Annotated in this window: 18 protein-coding genes and 1 tRNA gene; 4 read left to right on the forward strand and 15 right to left on the reverse strand. The window is 69.6% G+C overall.

Annotation, left to right across the window (positions count from 1 at the left end; translation table 11 throughout):
- Nucleotides 1–47 precede the first annotated feature (47 nt).
- The 3 genes from AC3A6Y_RS00145 to AC3A6Y_RS00155 are packed head-to-tail and all read left to right on the forward strand — an operon-like array spanning nt 48 to nt 3,741.
- Nucleotides 48–2,147: an ATP-dependent helicase gene (locus tag AC3A6Y_RS00145; protein WP_487866218.1), complete on the forward strand. Its 2,100-nt coding sequence runs from the start codon at nt 48–50 to the stop codon at nt 2,145–2,147.
- A complete protein-coding gene (locus AC3A6Y_RS00150; protein WP_487866219.1) occupies nt 2,144–2,572 on the forward strand; it encodes a hypothetical protein in 429 nt (142 codons plus the stop codon). The genes AC3A6Y_RS00145 and AC3A6Y_RS00150 overlap by 4 nt, the downstream gene beginning before the upstream one ends.
- Nucleotides 2,569–3,741 (forward strand): phospholipase A, encoded by a 1,173-nt coding sequence (locus tag AC3A6Y_RS00155; protein WP_487866220.1) that lies wholly within the window; start codon nt 2,569–2,571, stop codon nt 3,739–3,741. Before AC3A6Y_RS00150 ends, AC3A6Y_RS00155 begins: the two co-directional genes overlap by 4 nt.
- A 110-nt stretch (nt 3,742–3,851) precedes the next feature.
- Here the strand turns inward: AC3A6Y_RS00155 and AC3A6Y_RS00160 are convergent, their stop codons facing one another.
- The 9 genes from AC3A6Y_RS00160 to AC3A6Y_RS00200 are packed head-to-tail and all read right to left on the reverse strand — an operon-like array spanning nt 3,852 to nt 12,509.
- On the reverse strand, nt 3,852–4,778 hold the full coding sequence (locus AC3A6Y_RS00160) for a ribokinase (protein WP_487866221.1): 927 nt from the start codon (nt 4,776–4,778) through the stop codon (nt 3,852–3,854).
- A 4-nt stretch (nt 4,779–4,782) separates the two neighbouring features.
- Nucleotides 4,783–5,700: a dihydrodipicolinate synthase family protein gene (locus tag AC3A6Y_RS00165; RefSeq protein WP_487866222.1), complete on the reverse strand. Its 918-nt coding sequence runs from the start codon at nt 5,698–5,700 to the stop codon at nt 4,783–4,785.
- Nucleotides 5,701–5,751: 51 nt separating this feature from the next.
- Nucleotides 5,752–6,615, reverse strand: coding sequence for an isocitrate lyase/PEP mutase family protein (locus AC3A6Y_RS00170; RefSeq protein WP_487866223.1), 864 nt, complete (start codon nt 6,613–6,615; stop codon nt 5,752–5,754).
- 5 nt (nt 6,616–6,620) lie between these two features.
- Nucleotides 6,621–7,421 carry an SDR family NAD(P)-dependent oxidoreductase gene (locus AC3A6Y_RS00175; RefSeq protein WP_487866224.1) on the reverse strand — a complete coding sequence of 267 codons (801 nt, stop codon included), beginning with the start codon at nt 7,419–7,421 and terminating at the stop codon, nt 6,621–6,623.
- Nucleotides 7,418–8,197: an SDR family oxidoreductase gene (locus tag AC3A6Y_RS00180; RefSeq protein ID WP_487866225.1), complete on the reverse strand. Its 780-nt coding sequence runs from the start codon at nt 8,195–8,197 to the stop codon at nt 7,418–7,420. The genes AC3A6Y_RS00175 and AC3A6Y_RS00180 overlap by 4 nt, the downstream gene beginning before the upstream one ends.
- 14 nt (nt 8,198–8,211) lie before the next feature.
- Nucleotides 8,212–9,246 (reverse strand): TRAP transporter substrate-binding protein, encoded by a 1,035-nt coding sequence (locus AC3A6Y_RS00185; RefSeq protein ID WP_487866226.1) that lies wholly within the window; start codon nt 9,244–9,246, stop codon nt 8,212–8,214.
- Nucleotides 9,247–9,271: 25 nt separating this feature from the next.
- Nucleotides 9,272–10,549, reverse strand: coding sequence for a TRAP transporter large permease (locus AC3A6Y_RS00190; RefSeq protein WP_487866227.1), 1,278 nt, complete (start codon nt 10,547–10,549; stop codon nt 9,272–9,274).
- Nucleotides 10,546–11,091 carry a TRAP transporter small permease gene (locus AC3A6Y_RS00195; RefSeq protein ID WP_487866228.1) on the reverse strand — a complete coding sequence of 182 codons (546 nt, stop codon included), beginning with the start codon at nt 11,089–11,091 and terminating at the stop codon, nt 10,546–10,548. Before AC3A6Y_RS00195 ends, AC3A6Y_RS00190 begins: the two co-directional genes overlap by 4 nt.
- A 2-nt stretch (nt 11,092–11,093) precedes the next feature.
- Nucleotides 11,094–12,509 carry an FAD-binding oxidoreductase gene (locus AC3A6Y_RS00200; protein ID WP_487866229.1) on the reverse strand — a complete coding sequence of 472 codons (1,416 nt, stop codon included), beginning with the start codon at nt 12,507–12,509 and terminating at the stop codon, nt 11,094–11,096.
- 144 nt (nt 12,510–12,653) lie between these two features.
- Here AC3A6Y_RS00200 and AC3A6Y_RS00205 point away from each other — a divergent pair, with 144 nt between their 5' ends.
- Nucleotides 12,654–13,337 carry a GntR family transcriptional regulator gene (locus tag AC3A6Y_RS00205; protein ID WP_487866230.1) on the forward strand — a complete coding sequence of 228 codons (684 nt, stop codon included), beginning with the start codon at nt 12,654–12,656 and terminating at the stop codon, nt 13,335–13,337.
- A gap of 72 nt (nt 13,338–13,409) precedes the next feature.
- Here the strand turns inward: AC3A6Y_RS00205 and AC3A6Y_RS00210 are convergent.
- The 6 genes from AC3A6Y_RS00210 to AC3A6Y_RS00235 form a co-directional block, all read right to left on the reverse strand.
- Nucleotides 13,410–13,485, reverse strand: a tRNA-Phe gene (locus AC3A6Y_RS00210).
- A gap of 17 nt (nt 13,486–13,502) precedes the next feature.
- Nucleotides 13,503–14,201, reverse strand: coding sequence for a response regulator (locus tag AC3A6Y_RS00215; protein WP_487866231.1), 699 nt, complete (start codon nt 14,199–14,201; stop codon nt 13,503–13,505).
- 66 nt (nt 14,202–14,267) lie between these two features.
- The gene (locus tag AC3A6Y_RS00220) at nt 14,268–16,595 is read right to left on the reverse strand and encodes a sensor histidine kinase (protein ID WP_487866232.1); all 2,328 of its coding nucleotides are present in this window, start codon (nt 16,593–16,595) and stop codon (nt 14,268–14,270) included.
- Nucleotides 16,592–17,194: a DUF4390 domain-containing protein gene (locus tag AC3A6Y_RS00225; RefSeq protein ID WP_487866233.1), complete on the reverse strand. Its 603-nt coding sequence runs from the start codon at nt 17,192–17,194 to the stop codon at nt 16,592–16,594. Before AC3A6Y_RS00225 ends, AC3A6Y_RS00220 begins: the two co-directional genes overlap by 4 nt.
- 10 nt (nt 17,195–17,204) lie before the next feature.
- Nucleotides 17,205–18,575 (reverse strand): 16S rRNA (cytosine(967)-C(5))-methyltransferase RsmB, encoded by a 1,371-nt coding sequence (rsmB, locus tag AC3A6Y_RS00230; RefSeq protein ID WP_487866234.1) that lies wholly within the window; start codon nt 18,573–18,575, stop codon nt 17,205–17,207.
- 29 nt (nt 18,576–18,604) lie between these two features.
- Nucleotides 18,605–19,198: a LemA family protein gene (locus AC3A6Y_RS00235; RefSeq protein ID WP_487866235.1), complete on the reverse strand. Its 594-nt coding sequence runs from the start codon at nt 19,196–19,198 to the stop codon at nt 18,605–18,607.
- Nucleotides 19,199–19,253 lie beyond the last annotated feature (55 nt).

Genomic DNA, 19,253 nt, shown 5'->3' on the forward strand with positions numbered 1-19,253 from the left:
ATCATTGCCCGCTTTGCGCCCCCTTCCCCCTTCCCCCTTCCCCCTTCATGTCCTCCGGTCTCAATCTCGCGCAGCAGGAAGCCGTCAACTACCTTCATGGCCCCTGCCTGGTGCTCGCCGGCGCGGGCTCGGGCAAGACGCGCGTCATCACGCACAAGATCGCGCGGCTGATCCAGGCCGGGCTGGAACCGAAGCGCATCGCGGCCATCACCTTCACCAACAAGGCGGCAGCCGAGATGCGCGAGCGCGCCAAGGGCCTGATCGGGCGCGACGCGAACAAGGTGGTGGTGTGCACCTTCCACGCGCTGGGCGTGCGCATGATGCGCGAGGACGGCGGGGTGCTGGGCCTGAAGCCGGCCTTCAGCATCCTGGACAGCGACGACGTCACCAAGATCCTCAAGGATGCCGGCGGCACCACCGATGCGGCGACGGCGCGCATCTGGCAGTGGACCATCAGCAAGTGGAAGAACATGGGCCTCAACGCCGCGCAGGCCGAGGCCCAGGCCGCCGACGACAACGAGCGCATCACCGCACGCATCATGGCGCGCTACGAGGAGCGCCTGGTCGCCTACCAGAGCGTGGACTTCGACGACCTGATCGGCATGCCGCTCAAGCTGCTGCAGCAGCACGAGGACGTGCGCGCCAAGTGGCAGGCTGCCCTCGGCCACGTGCTGGTCGACGAGTACCAGGACACCAATGCCACGCAGTACGAGGTGCTGAAGGCGCTGGTCGGCCAGCGCGGCCGCTTCACCGCGGTGGGCGACGACGACCAGTCGATCTACGGCTGGCGCGGCGCCACGCTGGACAACCTGCGCAAGCTGCCGGTGGACTTTCCCACGCTCAAGGTCATCAAGCTCGAGCAGAACTACCGCAGCACCAGCGCCATCCTGCGCGCGGCCAACAACGTGATCGGCCCCAACCCCAAGCTCTTCCCCAAGACGCTGTTCAGCGAGCTCGGCGAGGGCGAGCCGGTGCGCGTGGTCGATGCCGACACCGAGGCGCACGAGGCCGAGCGCGCGGTGGCGCGCATCCAGAGCCTGCGCGGCGGCGACGCCACCACGCAGGGCCAGCTGTTCAAGGAGTTCCGCGACTTCGCGATCCTCTACCGGGCCAACCACCAGGCGCGCGTGTTCGAGCAGGCGCTGCGCCGCGCGCAGATCCCCTACAAGGTCTCGGGCGGCCAGAGCTTCTTCGACCGCGCCGAGATCAAGGACCTGTGCGGCTGGTTCCGGCTGTGGGTCAACAACGACGACGACCCGGCCTTCCTGCGCGCCGTGACCACGCCCAAGCGCGGCATCGGCCACACCACGCTGGCCAGCCTCGGCACCTTCGCGAGCCAGTACAAGCTGAGCCTGTTCGAGGCCCTGTTTTCGCCCTCGCTGCCCGCCGTCATGGCCAAGCGCGGAATGGAAGGCCTGCACGAGTTCGGCCGCTACATCAACGACCTCGAATACCGTGCGCGCCGCACCATGGGCGCCGAGGATGCGCGCGCCTTCCTGGCCGACTGGCTCAAGGAGATCGAGTACGAGAAGCACCTCTACGACGGCGAGGAGAGCGAGCAGGCCGCGGCCGGCCGCTGGACCAACGTGCTCGAGTTCTGCGACTGGATGTCGCAGCGCTGCGGCGGGCAGATCGCGGATGCCTCGGGGGCGACGGTCGAGAACGAGCGCAAGAGCCTGCTCGAAGTGGCACAGACCATCTCGCTGCTCTCCACCATCAGCGAGCGCGAGAAGGACCAGAACGTGGTGACGCTCTCCACGCTGCATGCCTCCAAGGGCCTGGAGTGGCCGCACGTGATGCTGATCGGCGTGAACGAGGGCCTGCTGCCCTTCAAGCTGGAGGACGACGGCGGCCGCCAGCTGAAGGTCAGCGAAGACACCCTGCAGCGCCTGCAGGAGGAGCGCCGCCTGATGTACGTGGGCATCACGCGCGCGCAGCGCAGCCTGGCCGTGAGCTGGACCAAGCGCCGCAAGCAGGGCCGCGAGATGGTGCCGGCGCAGCCCAGCCGCTTCATTGCCGAGATGGCGCTCGACAAGAAGACCATCAAGGAAGATCCGCGCGAGAAGCTCAAGGCCCTGCGCGCCGAGTTCGCGCGCAAGGCCCAGGACAGCGCGGCGGCAGCAGCCGCAGCCGCAGCGGGCTCATGAGGGCCCCGCTGCTTCTGGCGCTCGGCCTGGCCGCGGGCGGCGCCCTGGCCCAGCCGGCCTGCCCCGCGAACGGCCGCGAGCTGCCGGTGGGCGCGCTCTACGGCCAATGGGAGGCGCGCATCGAGGGCGAACCCGGCATCGCGCGCGTGCAGCTGGGGAGGCATCCCGAATACGAAGGCGTGCGCGGCACCATCACGCGCGAGCGCGGCGGCAAGCCGCCTTCGGTGGCGCAGCTCGCGGGCGACATCGACGACGAGGGCCTGCTCAACATCGACGAGTCGCTGGATGGCCGCGCCATCAGCGGCAACTGGCTGGGCGAACTGCAGCCCGGCTCCTGCGGCAAGGAATTCAAGGGAACGTGGCGCAACGCGTCCGACGACAGCACGCACCCCTTCGTGCTGAACAAGACTGGCAGTTGGCAATGAAGAACACACGCATCACCCCTATCGCCGCGGCCCTCGCGGCGATCCTTGGCGGCCTCGGCATGGGGCTCGCGCAGGCCCAGCCCGCGCCCAAGCCGGCGAGCCCGCTCGCCGACGCGGCGCTGACCTGGCAGCAGTGCCAGCGGCTCGCGAACGACAAGGACGCGCGCCTGGCCTGCTTCGACCGCTGGGCCCAGCAACAGACGCTGCCGGCAGCCCAGGTGCCGGCGGCGCCGCCGGTGCTCGCCACCACGCAGCCGCCCGCGCCGGTGGACGCCGCCGTGCCGGCCACGCGCGTGGTGTCGGTCGCGACCGAGGCGGGCTGCCGCGACAGCCAATACTCCGCGCTTTCGCGCTTCTGGGAGCTGGAGAACGGCAGCGACTGCGGCACCTTCAGCTTCCGCGGCTATCGGCCGCTCAACGTGTCCTTCGCAACCGCGAACCACAAGCCCGAGACCCCGACCTCGCCCTCGGCCGGCCACACCGGCACCTACATTCCCTACCAGGCCAACGAGATGCGCATCGGCCTGTCGGTGCGCACCAAGCTCGCCCAGGGCATGCTCACGCAGGACGATCCGGTCAAGAAGGACTCGCTGTGGTTCGGCTACAGCCAGCAGTCGACCTGGCAGATCTTCAACGGCGGCATCTCCCGGCCCTTCCGCAGCACCGACCACGAGCCCGAGCTGATCTACGTCTACCCCACGGACTACCGGCTGCCGGGCGGCTGGCGCTGGCGCTATGCGGGCGTCGGCCTCGTGCACCAGTCCAACGGCCAGAGCCTGCCCTACTCGCGCAGCTGGAACCGGCTCTACCTGATGGGCGGCGTCGAGCTGGACGATCGCTTCACGATCACCGGGCGCATCTGGAAGCGCGTGCATGAAAGCGCGGCGGACGACGACAACGCCGACATCTCGAACTACATCGGGCGCGCCGAGATCACCGGCCGCTGGAATATCGACAACGGGAACACGCTGGCCATGACGCTGCGCAACAACCTGCGCGAGAGCGGCCGCGGATCGATCCGGCTCGAGTGGCTCAAGCCCATCGGCGATTCGAACCGGAGCAACCTGCGCTTCCACACGCAGCTGTTCTACGGCTACGGCGACACGCTGGTCGACTACAACCGCAAGCGCGCGGTGCTCAGCATCGGGCTGAGCCTGGTCGACTTCTGAAGCGATGCCGGCGGCCGGTCGACGCATGCTGGTGTGCCGTGCCGCGTGGCGTACGGCAGCGGCGGCGGAAGCAGCCGCAACGTGACCCAGCGGCCGGTGCGGCAGCGCTGCTAGGCGCCGTCGGCGAGCAGCGCGAGCAGTGCGCTCACGTCGCCCGGCCGAGGCATGCCGCCGATCGCGCCTCGGCCTCGAACCGAAAGCGCGGCCGCAGCGTTGGCGCGGCGCATCGCCGGGTGCAGCAACTCGCCGCGGGCCAATGCAGCGGCCAGGGCGCCGGTGAAGGTATCGCCCGCGCCGATGGTGTCCACCACCGGCACGCGATGGCCGGGCTCGCTTCGCGGCGCTTCGCCACGCCGGTAGAGCCGGCAGCCGGCGCTTCCCAGCGTCACCACGATGGCCCCCACGCCGCGGGCGAGCAGCAGCGCCGCCGCCTCGTCGATGGAGGCCGCGCCGGGGCCGGCCAGGGCCATCAGTTCGCCTTCGTTGGGCGTGAGCACGTCGACCAGCGGCAACAGATCGTCGGGCAAGGGCATCGCCGGCGCCGGGTTGAGCAGGGTCAATGCACCGAGGCTGCGCGCCTGCCGGAAGGCCTGGAGCGTGCAGGCCAGGGGCACTTCGCACGAGGCCATGACCACGCGGCACACCGCCATCGCGCCGGCCGCGGCCCGGGCATGCGCCGCGTCGAGGCGGGCACCGGCGCCGGGGAAGACGGCGATGGCGTTGTCGCCATCGTCGAACACGTGAATCTGCGCGACGCCGCTGCGCTCGCCGGCGGCGATGTCCACATGGCGCACGTCGATGCCTTCGGCGTGCCACAGGCGAAGGGCCATGCGCCCGAACTCGTCGTCGCCGATGCGCGCCACCACGGCCACTGCGGCACCCTGCCGCGCTGCGGCCACCGCGGCGTTCGACCCCTTGCCGCCGGGGCTGATTTCGAAAGCGTCGGCGAGCAGCGTTTCGCCGCGCGCCAGCGGCCGTGGAATGCGCGACACGAGATCGGCGTTCCAGCTCGCGATGCAGACCACGCTGGCAGCCATGCGCTCAGTCCCGCTCGCGATCGATGCCGAAGGCGCGCAGCTGCGCCGCCAGCCGTTCGTGTTCGGTCGCGTCCAGCGCCACCAGCGGCGGGCGCACGCGCATCCAGCCCGGTGCATCGTCGAGCAGCGCCATCACGCCCTTGAAGGCGGCCGTCAGCCCATAGCCACCGAGGATCTGGAGCAGTGCAAGCACGCGGTCCTGGTCGATCGCCGGTTCGCCGGAGCCCTTCACCAGCCGCTGCACCAGGCGCGGCATGACGTTGGCGATGCCGCTCACCGCCCCGAGGCTGCCGCGCGCGGCCAGGGTCTGCAGGTCCGGCTCGTTGCCCACCCACACCTGCATCGGCGGCATGAAGGCTTCGGCATAGGCCAGCGAAGCGTCTCGCTGGCAGCCGCTGTCCTTCAGGCCCACGATGGTCTCCGGGTACAGCGTCTTCAGGGTGCGGATCACGTGGTGGCTCAGGCCGACGCCCGCCACCTGGGGGATGTGATAGAGCACCACGCGCAGCCGCGCGTCGCCGACGCCGTCGATGATCCAGCGGTAGGCATCGATCACGCCCTGGTCGGACACGCCCTTCAGGAAGAAGGGCGGCAAGAGCAGGCAGCCATAGGCGCCCAGCTCGACCGCGTGCCGGGTCAGCGCCAGTGCGTCCGGCAGCGCGGCGCAGCTGGTGGAGGCCAGGATGCGCCCGGCCGGCACGCCCCGCGCCACCAGCCCGGCCAGCGCGTCGATGCGCTCGGCCACGCTGAAGGACGGGCCTTCGCCGGTGGTGCCGAAAGGCGTGATGCCGGTGCAGCCGGCATCGAGCAGGCGCAGCGCATGGGAGGCGAAGCGCGGAATGTCGACGCCGAGCTTCTCGTCGAGCGGGGTCAGCAGCGCGGGCCAGATGCCGGAATAGGAAACGGAAGTGACGGAGTTCAAGGTCGGGACTTTCGCAGATGGGAGGACTTGAGGCCAGAGAGAGAACGTGCTTCAGCCCGCGGCGCCGTATTGCTCGTCGAGCTGCTGGTGCGCCCGCAGGCCGACGATCCGGGTGAAGTCGGCATAGGCGAGCGTCGGCACATCGCGCGGCGTGCCGTCCCGCCGCAGGCGCGCGAGCGCCTGCTCGACGGCGAGCGCTGCGCCGAAGAGCGCCGTTACCGCATACAGCACCACGGCGAAGCCCATGGCCTGCAGGTCGGCCGCGCGCAGCGCGGTGGTTTCGTTGCCGTCGACGATGGAGACGATCTTCGGCCCGGGCAGCTGCCGCGCCACGGCTTCCACCTCGGCGATCTTCTTGATGCCGTCGACGAAGACCAGGTCGACGCCCGCGTCCTGCCAGCGCCGGGCGCGCGCCAGCGCCTCGTCGATGCCGGCTGCGGGCAGCGCATCGGTGCGCCCGATGATCAGCATGGGATCGCCGCCGCGCGCGGCCACCGCACAGCGCAGGCGGCGCTCGTTCTCGCGCGCATCGATCAGTCGGATGCCCGCCATCTGGCCGCAGCGCTTCGGCGCCACCTGGTCCTCGAGGTGGATGGCGGCCACGCCGGACTGGACGTACTCGCGCACCGTGCGCTCGATGTTCGAGGGGCCGCCGTAGCCGGTGTCGGCGTCGGCGATGACCGGCACGCCGACGGCGCGCACCATGTCGCGCGCGTGGCTGGTCATCTCGGTCTGGGTCATGAGGCCGATGTCGGGCTGGCCCAGCCGCGACGCGGTGGCGCCGAAGCCGGTCATGTAGACGGCCGGGAAGCCGGCGCGCTCGATCTGTCGCGCGCTCAGCGCGTCGTAGGCGCCCGGTGCCTCGACGATGGAGGCGCCTGCGAGCAGGGTCTTCAGGGACAGGGCGGGATGCATGGGCCTCAGTTCATCATCAGGCCGCCGTCGATGTTGATCGACTGGCCCGTCATGTAATCCGCCGCGGGCGAGGCGAGGAACATCGCCAGGTCGGCCACGTCTTCCGGCGTCTGCGCCCGGCCCATGGGCACCGCGGCCACGCGCTGCTGCCACGCCTGGCCCCGAGGCACGCCTTGCAGCGCACTCCAGTCGCGGTCCATGCGCTGCCACATGTCGGTCTCCACCAGGCCGGGGCAGATCGCGTTGACGGTGATCTGCGGCGCGAAGGCGACGGCGGCCGACTGGGTGAGGCTGATCACCGCCGCCTTGCTGGCGCGGTAGTGCGGGATCACCGCCGCGATCGGGCCGGCGCCGCTGCGGCCGGCGATCGACGCCATCAGCAGGATCTTGCCGCGCGGTCGACCTTCGGCCAGCGGCGGCTGCACCAGCATCTGCCGTGCCGCGGCCTGCAGCGTGAGGAAGCTGCCCTTGACATTGACGCCGAGCATGCGGTCCCAATCCTTGCCGTCCAGTTCGAGCAGCGGCTTCAGCTGCATGATGCCGGCGTTGCAGACCATCACGTCGAGGCGGCCGTGCACGGCGACCGCGCGCTCGACCAGCGCCGCGCAATGCTCGGCATTCGTCACGTCGGCCGGCACGCCGAGGGCCTGGAGTTCGCTCGCCGCGGACGCGCAGGAGGCGGCATCGATGTCGGAAACGACCACCCGGGCGCCCTGCCGGGCGAAGGCCCGCGCCAGCGCGCGGCCGATGCCCTGCCCCGCGCCGGTGACGGCCACCACAGGCGCCGCGCTCGCAGCCTGCGTCATGCCGCCGCCTTGCGCTGCAGCGCCTCGCCCGCGACGTAGGTGCGGTTCCACACCGGCGAGATCACCAGCTCGTTGATGCAGACGTGCGGCGGCATCTCGGCAATGAAGCGGATCGTCCGTCCCAGGTCGGCCTCCTGCAGCATGCGCGCCTTGTCGGCCTCGCTCGGCTCGACCGGGCGCTTCTTCAGGATCGGCGTGGCGACTTCGCCCGGGCACAGCGCGGTCGCGCGCAGGCCGTTGACGCACTCCTCGATGTTGAAGGAGTGCGTGAGCGCCATCAGCGCGGCCTTGCTGGCGGTGTAGGCAGGGCCGGTCAGGTACTCGTAGTGCCAGCCCGCGAAGGAGGCGACGTTGATCACCGTTCCCTCGCGGCGCGCACGCATGCCCTTGGCCACCGCCAGGGTGCAATAGGTCGCACCGTTCAGGTTGACGGCAACCACCTGGTCGAAAGTGGGCCCGTCGGTCTCGCACCAGTAGCGCTTGGGGAAATTGATGCCGGCGCTGTTGACGAGGATGTCGACCCGCCCGAACTCGGCCTCGATCGCCTGCGCAACGGCCGCGACGGCGCGGGCGTCCGCCACGTCCAGCGGCGCGGCCGAGACCGAGCCGGGCGGCGCGCCCAGGCGTTCGGCGGCTTCGATGGCCGCGTCGAGCTTGGGCGCCTCGCGCCCGGAGATGACGACCCGACAGCCCGCTTGCGCCAGCTGCGTGGCGCCGGCCAGACCGATGCCGCTGCCGCCACCGGTGACCCAGGCGATCTTTCCGGAAAGACTCATCGTGGACCCCTTTGCTAGTTGCCGCGGATGCGCTTGAGCTCGGAGGAGACCATCGTGATCGCCTCGTCGCCGATGGACTTGGCGTGGCGCTCGTAGATCACGCTCGACCGGTCGCGGATGCGCTGCATCTCGGCCGGCGCGATCTCGTTGACCGCCATGCCCTTGGCCTTGAGGTTGTCCACGCTGCGCGCTTCCATCGCGCGGTTGGCGCGGCGTTGCTCGTCGCGACCCTGCAGCGCGCATTCGCGAAGCGTCGTCTGCTCCTGCGGCGAGAGCGTGTCCCAGATCTTCTTGGAGAACAGCACCAGCGTCGGGCTGTAGGCGTGCTTCGTGAGCGTGAGGTACTTCTGCACCTCGTAGAACTTCATGTTCTCGATGTTGGTGAAGGGGTTCTCCTGGCCGTCCACCGTCTTGGTCTCGAGCGCCGAGTAGACCTCGGTGAAGGCCATCGGCACGGCGTTGGTGCCCAGGGTCTTGAAGGTGTCGAGGAAGATGGTGTTCTGCATCACGCGCATCTTCACGCCGTCGAAATCCTCCACCTTGATGATCGGCCGCTTCGAATTGGTCGTGTGGCGAAAGCCGTTCTCCCACCAGGCCAGGTTGACCAGCCCGACGGCCGGCAGCTTGGCGGAGAACCATTCGCCGACCTGGCCGTCGAGCACCTTGTCGGCCTCGCCGGCGTTGTTGAAGAGGAAGGGCAGGTCGAAGACGCCCAGCGCCGGCACGATCGAAACCACCGGCGCGGTCGACGTGATCACCATGTCGAGCGAGCCGGTGCGCACGCTCTGCGTGCCGGTGAGGTCGCTGCCGAGCGCGCCGTCCCAGAAGGCCTGGATCTTCATCTTGCCGCCGCTCTTCTCGAGCGTGCAGGCGCCCATCTTCGCCAGGCCGTTGCCCATCGGGTGCTCCTTGCTCACGCCGTTGGAGACGCGGAAGTTGCGCTCCTTGAACTGGGCCTGCGCGGCACCGGCGGCGAGGCCGGCGGCCAGGGCCACGGCGGCCAGGCGGGAAAAGGGGAAAAGGCGCGAAAGGCGGGAACGGTTCGGCATCGGAGGTCTCCTTGTTTGTGAAAAATCAGCTCAGCCACTTCAGCGGCACCAGCACCAGCGAAGGGAAGAGCACCAGCAGCAACAGCACGATGAGCTCGGCCCAGAGGAAGGGCCACAGGCCACGCATCAGCTCCTTCATCGAGATCTTGGCCACGCCGCACATCACGTTGAGCACGATGCCCACCGGCGGCGTGATCAGGCCGATGGCGTTGTTCATGATGAACAGCACGCCGAAGTACACCGGGTCGATGCCCGCCTGCTTGACCACCGGCATGAGCACGGGCGTGAGGATCATCAGCGTGGGCGCGAAGTCGAGCGCGGTGCCGACGATCACCACGATGACCATGATCACGAACATCAGCAGGATCTTGTTGCCCATGAAGGGCTCGAGCATCGCCGCCACCTGGGCCGGCACCTCGGAGGTGGTGATCAGCCAGGCCGACACCAGCGCGGCCGCGATGAGGAACACGACCACGGCCGTGCTCTTCGCGGCCGCCACCAGCAGGCCGTAGCACTGGCGCAGGGTCAGCTCGCGATAGACGAGGGCGCCGAGCACGAAGGCATAGACGCAGGCCGCGACGCCGGCCTCGGTGGGCGTGAACACGCCGAACTTCAGCCCGCCGATGATTCCCAGCGGCATCAGGAGCGCCCAGAAGCCGTCGATCGCGGCGCGGCCGCGCGCGGCCATCGACCGGCGCGGCTGCACGCTCACCTTGTCGCGCCGCGCCACCCACGTCCAGGCGATGACCAGCGACGCGCCCATCATCAGCCCCGGCACGATGCCGGCCAGGAACAGCTTGCCGATCGACACGTTGGCGATGACGCCGAACACGATCAGTCCGATCGACGGCGGGATCACCGGCGCGATCACCCCGCCGGCCGCGATCAGGCCGGCCGAGCGCGGCACGTCGTAGCCGGCCTGGCGCATCATCGGGATCAGCATCGCGCCGATGGCCGCCGCATTGGCGGCCGCGCTCCCGGAGATCGCCGCCATCACCACCGAAGCGAAGATCGCGACGAGCCCGAGGCCGCCGCGCAGATGGCCGACCCAGGCCAGCGCGAAGTTGACGATGCGCCGCGAGATGCCGCCGGCGTTCATCAGCTCGCCGGCCAGGATGAAGAAGGGAATGGCCAGCAGCGGAAAGCTGTCCGCGCCCTCCACCAGCTTCTGCGACAGGATCGTGGTGTCGATCTGGCCCTGGACGACCATCAACGCGCCGGCGCAGATCAGCAGGGCGAAGGCGATCGGCGCGCCGAGCATCATGGCGCCGAGCAGCGACAGCGTGAAGACGGCGATCGTCACGGCCGCGCTCCCGGGTGGGCGGCGTCGTGCGGGATCTCCTCGCTCTCCGTCACCTGCACCAGTTCGTCGTCGCGCAAGCCGCCGCGGGCGATGCGCCACAGCGCATGCACGGCGTGAGCGCCGATGGCCGCGCTGGTCAGGTAGCCGATGCCGAAGACCCAGATCATGGAGATTTCGGTGACCGGCGCCTTGGTGGTGGCGTTGACCTCGTGCTGCTGCCAGGTGCCCCAGAACAGCATGGCGCAGCAGGCCAGCACGATGGTCTGGCTGGCCGCCAGGCAGGCGAGCTTGCCGCGCCGCGACAGGCGGGTGACGAAGCCGTCCATGCCCAGGTGCGTGCCGTCGCGCATCGCGACGATGGCGCCGATGAAGGTCAGCCAGACGAAGAAGAAGCGCGACAGCTCCTCGGAGACCTGGATGCCGGAGTTGAAGGCGTAGCGCAGCACCACGTTGCCGAACACCATCAGCACCATGCCCAGCAGCAGGGCGGCCAACACCGCTTCGATGCCCTTGAACACGCGGTCGACGACGACGCCGGCCATGCTCACACCACCTTGCCGGGATTGAGCAGGCCGGCGGGATCGAGGGCGGCCTTGAGCGTCTTCATCAGCGCGATCTCCTCGGGACTGCGGGCATGGCCGAGCCAGCGCTTCTTGACCGTGCCGATGCCGTGCTCGGCCGACACGGTGCCGCCGAACTCGCGCACCAGGCCATAGATCACTTCGTCCATCGCCTCCTTGGGCTGATGCTCGATCGACAGGCCCGGAACCCAGGCCACCAGGTGCAGGTTGCCGTCGCCGATGTGGCCGTAGTAGACAGCCTCGCAGCCGGGGATTCGTGCGGCCAGTGCGGCCTTGCAGGCGCGCACGTAGACGTCCATCGACTTCACGGCCAGGCCGACGTCGTAGGAGACATGAGGTCCGAGCGTGGGGAAGAACTCCGCGCAGGCGTCGCGCAGCGCCCAGAAGGACTGCGTGTCGGCCACCGACTGGGCGACCGCCGCATCGGCCAGCGCGCCCTCCTCCATCAAGCGCTCGAGCCAGCGCTCGAAGCGGGGCCCATCGATGGCCTCGTCGGTTCCCTGGACCTCGACCAGCACGTAGTGGCTGTGCCTGGTGCCGGCGGCGAGCGGGTCGCGCACGCCCACCCGCTCGGTCACCACCTGCCAGTAGTCCGGCCACATCACCTCGAAGGCCGAGAGCAGCGGCCCCAGTCCGCCGCGCGCGGCGGCCAGCAGGCGCACGACGCCGTCGTAGTCGGGCAAGGCGCACAGCGCCGACAGCGTGCAGCCCGGCTGCGGATGCAGGCGCAGCACGATGCGGGTGATGATGCCCAGCGTTCCCTCGCTGCCGATGAACAGGTGCTTGAGGTCGTAGCCGGCGTTGTTCTTCAGCATCTTGTTGAGGCTGGTCATCACCGTGCCGTCGGGCAGCACCACCTCGAGGCCGAGCACCAGCTCGCGCGCCATGCCGTAGCGGATCACGCGGTTGCCGCCGGCATTGGTCGACAGATTTCCGCCGATGGCGCAGGAGCCGCGCGCGCCGAGATCCAGCGCGAAGTAGAAGCCGGCTTCGGCCGCGGCGCGCTGCACCAGCTCGAGCGGCGTGCCGGCGCGCACCGTCATCGTGGCGCTGGCCGGGTCGATTTCCTCGATGCCGACCATGCGCTCCAGCGACAGCGCCACCCAGCCGTCTTCGGGCCGGGCACCGCCGCACAAGCCGGTGAGCCCGCCCTGCGGAACCACCGGCAGGCCGGCCTCGCGGCAGGCCACCAGCGCGGCGGAGACGCCCGCTGCGTCGACGGGCCGCACCACGGCGAGCGGGAGCGTGGGCGGCTGGGTGCTCCAGTCGTTCCGGTTGCGCTGCGGCACCTCGTCGCCGAAGAGGACCGCGGAAGCGCCGAGTTGATCGCGCAAGGCCAAAAGGATCGGCGGGACGGCGGTTGGGAAGGTGGGCGTCATATTCTTCGGGTCCGGAGCGACCGGCAGATCATCTTGTATGTAAGGCACTAAGGCACTAGTACTTGTACGAACTGTTGCCGCGCTGGGCGGTGGGCTATAAGCCCCTGACTGCCCGAAACGACTTTTTCACCCCTCTTCAGCACCGTGCCTCCCAACAACCGACTCAAGATCGAAGCCCCGAAGTCCTTGGCAACCTTGGTGGCGCAGCGCCTGCGCGAGGCGATCATCGATGGCGAGTTCGCACTGGGGGAGATGATCCCGGAGGAGACGCTGGCCGCTTCCTTCGGCGTGAGCCGTACGCCGGTGCGCGAGGCGCTCAATCAGTTGCAACTCGCGGGCTTGGTGGTGATCCGGCCCCAGCGCGGCAGCTATGTGTTCGAACCGACCGAGGCCGACATCGCGGCCATCTGCGAATTCCGTTGCCTGCTGGAGCCGCGCGCAGCCGAACTTGCGTACCGGCACGCGCGCGAGGCCACCGCGGCGGCACTGCAGGCCGCGATCAGCGAGATGGAAGAGGCGCGCGCCGCACGCGATGCCGTGCGCTACGGCCGCGCGGACACGCGGCTGCACGAAGCCTTCTTCGAGCATTGCGGCAATCCGTACATGCAGGCCGCCTACGCCACCGCCGCAACCAAGATCGCGACGCTGCGCACGCACCTGTCCGCGCCGGCGGACGTGCTGCGCGCTGCCGGCTTCGAGCAGCACTCGAAGCTGCTGGCGCTGTTTCGCGCGGGTGAGTTTGCGGAGTTCGAGACGCTGATGCGCACGCACGTCACGGGCACGCGCAACAGCTATGTCGCCAGCCTCAAGTCGCGTGCCGCTGCATGAGGCGTGCAGAGGACTGAACGGCGGATGTAGAAACGCCCCAGAACCCGATCGGGCGCTGGGGCGCATGAAGACTGGTGGCCTGGGGCGGAATCGAACCACCGACACGCGGATTTTCAATCCGCTGCTCTACCAACTGAGCTACCGGGCCTTGTGTGCAGCCCGCGATTATACAGTGCCGCGGCGGCCCCTCGACAGATCGACGCCGAGTTGCTTCAACTTGCGATAGAGATGCGTGCGCTCGAGGCCTGTTTTCTCGGCCACGCGGGTCATCGAGCCGTTCTCCATCGCGAGATGGAATTCGAAGTACGCCTTCTCGAAGCCGTCGCGCGCATCGCGCAGCGGCCGGTCGAGATCGAAGCTCTGCATGGCTTGCGGCCCCGTGTCGATCGCCGGGCCCTGTGGCGCCGCAGGCACCAGGGCGTTCTCGCCCATGGTCGTGACCACGGTGGCGAGGTTGTTCGCTGTCGTCGGCACAACGCTGGCGGCAGCGCGGCGCGCGTTCTCGCGCGCCAATCCCTGCTCGACGGCCTTCAGCAGCTTCTGCAGCGTGATGGGCTTTTCGAGGAAGGCAAAGGCGCCGATGCGCGTGGCGTCGACCGCGGTATCGATGGTGGCGTGGCCGCTCATCATGATGACCGGCATGCTCAGCAGACCGGCGGTGGACCATTCCTTGAGCAGCGTGACGCCGTCGGTGTCGGGCATCCAGATGTCGAGCAGAACGAGGTCGGGGCGCGCACGCTGCCGCGCGGCACGGGCCTCAGCGGCGTTTTCCGCGAGCTCCACGTTGTGGCCTTCGTCGTTCAGAATTTCGAAGAGCAGGTCCCGAATGCCCAGCTCGTCGTCGACCACGAGGATGTTTGCCATGAATGCTTGTGTTATTCGCCGCTACGGGGTTTCGCTTGCAGACCCGCCGCCGCACGCGCAAAACGCTCAGGCGACGGGCGAAGTCGAGTCTTTGGCGTGAGCGAGCGCTCCCTGCGCCTCGCCAGCCAACGCGAATGATAACGAGACTTGTGCCCCGGCCACAGCCCCGTCCACGATGCGGTTGGAAAGTTCGATCCGCGCGCCGTGCTCGTCGGCGATCTTCTTGACCACCGCGAGCCCGAGGCCGGTGCCCTTGGTCTTGGTCGTGACGTAGGGCTCGAAGGCGCGCTTGAGGATGTTCTCGGCAAAGCCGGGCCCGCTGTCCTGCACCGTGAGCCGCACGCGCTGGCCCGAGTCGGCCAGCCGCGTGCGAATGACGACTTCGCCGGGGCGCCCGCTGCCGTGGGCTGCGACTTCCGCGGCGTCCTGCGCGTTTTGCAACAGGTTGTGAATCACCTGGCGGATCTGCTGCGCGTCGGCGCGGATGGGCGGGCAGCGCTCGTCGAGCTCGCAGCGCAGCGCGATGGGCGCGTTTTCCGCGGCGTAAAGCTGAAGCACGTCAGCGACCAGCGCATTGAGGTCGACCGCCTTCAGGTCCGCGGCGGGGAGCCGCGCATAGTCGCGGAACTCGTTGACGAGCCGCTTCATCGCGTCGACCTGGTCGACGATCGTCCGGACCGACTTGGCGAGCACCGCCTCTTCGGCGGGCGCGACCTTGCCGCTGAGCTTCATCTCGAGGCGCTCGGCCGAGAGCTGGATGGGCGTGAGCGGATTCTTGATCTCGTGCGCCAGGCGCCGCGCCACTTCGCCCCAAGCCTGGGCCCGCTGGGCCGACACGATCTCGGAGATGTCGTCGAAGACCAGCAAGCGAGCCTCGCCCGGCAGCTGCGCACCGCGCGCGACGATGTTGACCGCGTCCTGCGACAGGCCCTCGCCGCTGGTGTGCAGCTCGAAGGCATGCTGCCAATGGTCGAGGCCATGCTGCAGGTGCTCGACCTCGAAGTCGTCGAACTGCTGCTGAACGGCCTGCCCGAACTCGGCCAGCCCGGGCACGTCGACCAGCGGCTGGCCCTCGTAAGCCGCCAGCGGCGCGCGCAGGACGCGCGTGGCGCCGGGGTTGGTGGACAGAACGACGCCTCGCCGGTCCAGCACCATCACGCCCGAAGTCAGGTTGTCGAGGATGGTCTGCAGGTTGGCGCGCGCCGCATCGAGCTCGCCCAGGGTCTTCTCCACGGCGGCCCGCGCCTCGGCCAGCTGCTGGGTCATGACGGCGAAGGAGCGGGTGAGGCCACCGAGCTCGTCCCTGCCCTGCACCACCGCAGTCGGGCGCAGGTCGCCGCCGGCCACCTGGCGCACGCCGTCTGCCAGCACGAGCAGCGGCCGCGCGAGCTGGGTGCCGAACAGCACCGCGAGGAGCACCGCGCCGAACACGGCGAGAAAGAGCGACAGCGTCAGGGTGCCGATGTACATGCGGCGCAGTCCCTCGCGCGCGAGCGCCCGCTCCTGGTATTCGCGATTGGCCTCCTGCACCGCCAGCGCGTTGGCCACAACGGCGGGCGGCAGCGGCAGCGTCACCTGCAGGAAGCGCGGCTCGGTGCCGAAGTCGAAGCCTGGCCGCTGCACCAGCGCGAGAGCGCGCACGCTGGCCGGGGGCGGCACCGTGCTGCCTGGCGCGGGAGTCTCGTCCAGTCCCTCGATATGGGCGATGGCGCGGTCCGCGCGCACCTGGCGCAGCTGCTGCGACGTGGGCCGCTCGGGATTGAGCTGGAAGCGCGAGGCACCCGCCCCGGCGATCAACTGCCCGTTGCCGGTCCAGAGCACCACGTCGGTGGCACCCAGCTGGTCGCGAATCCGCTCGAGCACCAGCCCGGCGCTGGCGTCGGGCACGTTGGCGAGCTGGGTGCTGGCGCTGCGCACCTTGCTCACCAGATCGTCGGACAGCGAGTCGAGCGTGGCGCGTCCCAGGTTCAGGCCGGCGTCCAGCGCGCCCTCGACCTTGACGTCGAACCAGCTCTCGATCGAGCGCGCCACGAACTGATAGGAGACCACGTACACCAGCGCGCCGGGAACGACGCCCACGAGCGCGAAGATGGCGGCCAGCTTGATCAACAGGCGGCTGCCGAACTTGCCCTGGCGCAGCCGCCGCAGCAGGCGAAAGGCCACCCAGGCGAGCACCAGCGACAGCACCACCGCCACCACCACGTTGATGCCGAACAAGCGCGCGTAGTTGCGCTCGTAGAGCTCGCGGTTGTTGGTGGACTGGGCGAGCAGGAACATCAGCACCAGGCCGACCGCCGTGACCAGGAAGGCGCTGACACCGATGGCCCAGCGGGTTGCTCGGGCGCGACTGGCTGCCGACGACCTGCCGGCGCCAGCGCGAGAGTCCTTGCTCACTTCATCTTCTCCAGCGACAAGCGCGCGCTGCGCTCGACGGAGATGTTCCAGTCGGCAAGCCCGACGACGCCGATCTGGAAGGGCCGCGGCAGTTGCGAGGTGTCGAGGCGGAAACGGAAACTCACCGGGTGGGGGCCCTCATCGCCGATTTCGGAAATGTCGCCGAGCCGCAGCCGAGCCACGCGCCGCACGCCATCGAGCGCTTCCGAGAGGGTATCGAAATTCTGGTTGAGCGACACGCCGAAGCCCGAATTGGTGATCGGCACCGGCGAGACATTCAGCCGCCAGCGGCGCGTGAGCGGCTGGTAGGCGAGCCGCATGTGGCGCGTGGCCTGGGCGACCTTCTGGTCGGTCCAGTACCAGCGCTCGCGATAGAGCTCGGCCTCGGCGACGAAATAGATCGCGATGCCCTTGTCGAGCACCTCCTCGACCAGGCTCGGCAGTTCGAACTGCACCTGGGCGTTGAGATAGACGCCATCGTCCGCCTGTTCGAGCTTCAATTGGCTGACCGACGCGCTCTTGGCGGACTGCGCCGGCGCGGTTGCGGGCCAGCAGACCAGGAGGCAGGCCAGCACCAGCAGGGCGGCCAGCCATCCCATCCCTCGGCCTTCAGCGGGGTTGTTTTTTGAGCAAGGCGTAGAAAAAGCCGTCGTGGTCACCCAAGGCATTGTCCGGGACGCCACGAGCAATCCCCCCGCTTTGCGGCAGCAAATGCCCCGGCGAGGGCAGCAAACGGGCGTCGGTGTTGTGCGCAAGGAACGCATCGATCTGGTGCGCGCCCTCCTCCCTGAAGACCGAACAGGTGCAATAGAGCAGGCGGCCGCCCTCCCGAAGCAGGGGCCAGAGTGCCGCCAGCAGCATGGCCTGCAGCAGCGCCAGCTGTTCGATATCGCTCTCGCGCCGCAGCCAGCGCACGTCGGGATGCCGGCGCACGATGCCCGAGGCGGTGCAGGGCGCGTCGAGCAGGATGGCATCGAAGGCCTGGCCGTCCCACCACTCCTTCGGCCGACCCGCGTCGGCCACCACGACCTTGGCGCGCAGGCCGAGCCGGGCCAGGGTCTCGTCGATGCGCCGGCTGCGCACTGCATCGACCTCGAGCGCGGTGAGCTCGATGGCGTCGGGGCCGGCCAGTTCGAGCAGATGGGCCGTCTTGCCGCCGGGCGCCGCACAGGCGTCGAGCACCCGCAAGGGCCGGGCCCGCGGCGCGGCACCGAGCAGCCCGTCGAGCAGCAACGGCGCGGCGAGCTGGGCGGCGGCATCCTGGACCGAGCAATACCCTTCGGCGAAGCCCGGCAGCTCCTGCACGGGCCGCGCGCGCAGCAGCTGCAATCCGGCGGCCGCCACCGGGACCGCCTGCAGGCTCGCGGCCGCCAGCGCCGCCTGGTAGGAAGTCCGGTCGCCATGGCGGGTGTTGACCCGCAGCGTCATCGGCGCCTGCGTGTTGTCCGCCGTCAGCACGCGCTGCCAGTCGCGCGGATGGTCGCGGCGAAGGCGCTCGATCCACCAGCGCGGGTGGTTCCATTGCGCGACCGGCTCGCGGTCCGTGGCGGCCACCAGCTCCTCGCGCTCGCGCAGGAAGCGGCGCAGGCAGGCGTTGACGAAGCTGGCTTGCGCGCGCGTGCCGGGATTGCGCTTGGCGGCCTCGACCGTCTGGTCGACCAGCGTGAAGGGCTCGTAGGGGGCCTGCGCGGCATCCCAGGCCAGCGCAAGTGCGGTGCAGAGCAAGGCATCGGCGGCCGGGGGCGGCGTGCGCTTGGCCAGTTGCCGGCGCAGGGCCTCGGCCCGCCCCAGCCAGCGCAGCACCTGGAAGCCCAGCGCCTGCACCCCCGGCCTCAGGGCTGGCGGCACGGCTTCGAAGGCCACGGTGCCGGAGACGCCGCTGCGGATGGCAGCCAGCGCGACCGCGGTGAGCTGCAACTGCCGCCAGAGCGGCGGCCCGAGGGCCTCCGGGGCGTGAAGAGAGTCTGAAAAGTCTGTCAACTTGGAACCGATGATGAGCAGAAGCGATGTCAGCGCAAAGGCGCCGCTGGTCGCAATTGCATGATCCACGCCACCAGCACCGCCGGGAACTGGGCGACGGCCGCGTTGTATTGCGCCACCGCCAGGTTGAACTGGTTGCGTGCGATCTCGGCGGCGGCCGAGGGCTCGGGCCAGGCGATCGGCGCCGCAGGGCTGTCGTCGCGGCCGTTGAGTGGGGCAGGTCGCGACAGGGTTCCGTCGGCCTCGAAACTGACGACCGCATCGGGATGAAGCCGCTGCCAGGCACCGAGCATCACGTGCAGCGCCGTCGCCAGCGCCGCGATGGCAGCCGGATCGAGCGGTTTGAGGCGCGTGGCTGCCAGCAGCGTCACCAACTGGGCGGCGGAGGCCTGCAGCGCGGCGTCCCCAACGCCGGCCACGGGCGGAACCTGCTCCGTCGCGCTCCCCTCGGCCAGGCGCGCCTGCACGAAATCGAGCTGCCGCACCAGCGCCGCGTCGAGCGCCGCGTAGGCCTGCAGGGCCCCCGAGCGCAGTCGCACGATGCGGTTGTAGGCGCCGACGAACCAGAACAGCGCCACCGCGCCGAGGATCCACCACGGCAGCGACTCCGGCACGCCGCTCATCGGCTGAGCCCCAAGAAAAAAGCCCCCGATCCGCGGGCGGAAAGGGGGCGTTCGA

The organism is Variovorax sp. Soil_C_17 (assembly GCF_057657265.1).

Coding starts and splice junctions, on each gene's coding strand:
- AC3A6Y_RS00150 (WP_487866219.1), top strand. CDS start 2,144: ATGAGGGCCCCGCTGCTTCTGGCGCTCGGCCTGGCCGCGGGCGGCGCC.
- AC3A6Y_RS00145 (WP_487866218.1), top strand. CDS start 48: ATGTCCTCCGGTCTCAATCTCGCGCAGCAGGAAGCCGTCAACTACCTT.
- AC3A6Y_RS00180 (WP_487866225.1), bottom strand. CDS start 8,197: ATGAGTCTTTCCGGAAAGATCGCCTGGGTCACCGGTGGCGGCAGCGGC.
- AC3A6Y_RS00200 (WP_487866229.1), bottom strand. CDS start 12,509: ATGACGCCCACCTTCCCAACCGCCGTCCCGCCGATCCTTTTGGCCTTG.
- AC3A6Y_RS00170 (WP_487866223.1), bottom strand. CDS start 6,615: ATGCATCCCGCCCTGTCCCTGAAGACCCTGCTCGCAGGCGCCTCCATC.
- AC3A6Y_RS00160 (WP_487866221.1), bottom strand. CDS start 4,778: ATGGCTGCCAGCGTGGTCTGCATCGCGAGCTGGAACGCCGATCTCGTG.
- AC3A6Y_RS00195 (WP_487866228.1), bottom strand. CDS start 11,091: ATGGCCGGCGTCGTCGTCGACCGCGTGTTCAAGGGCATCGAAGCGGTG.
- AC3A6Y_RS00235 (WP_487866235.1), bottom strand. CDS start 19,198: ATGAGCGGCGTGCCGGAGTCGCTGCCGTGGTGGATCCTCGGCGCGGTG.
- AC3A6Y_RS00185 (WP_487866226.1), bottom strand. CDS start 9,246: ATGCCGAACCGTTCCCGCCTTTCGCGCCTTTTCCCCTTTTCCCGCCTG.
- AC3A6Y_RS00215 (WP_487866231.1), bottom strand. CDS start 14,201: ATGGCAAACATCCTCGTGGTCGACGACGAGCTGGGCATTCGGGACCTG.
- AC3A6Y_RS00225 (WP_487866233.1), bottom strand. CDS start 17,194: ATGGGATGGCTGGCCGCCCTGCTGGTGCTGGCCTGCCTCCTGGTCTGC.
- AC3A6Y_RS00175 (WP_487866224.1), bottom strand. CDS start 7,421: ATGACGCAGGCTGCGAGCGCGGCGCCTGTGGTGGCCGTCACCGGCGCG.
- AC3A6Y_RS00155 (WP_487866220.1), top strand. CDS start 2,569: ATGAAGAACACACGCATCACCCCTATCGCCGCGGCCCTCGCGGCGATC.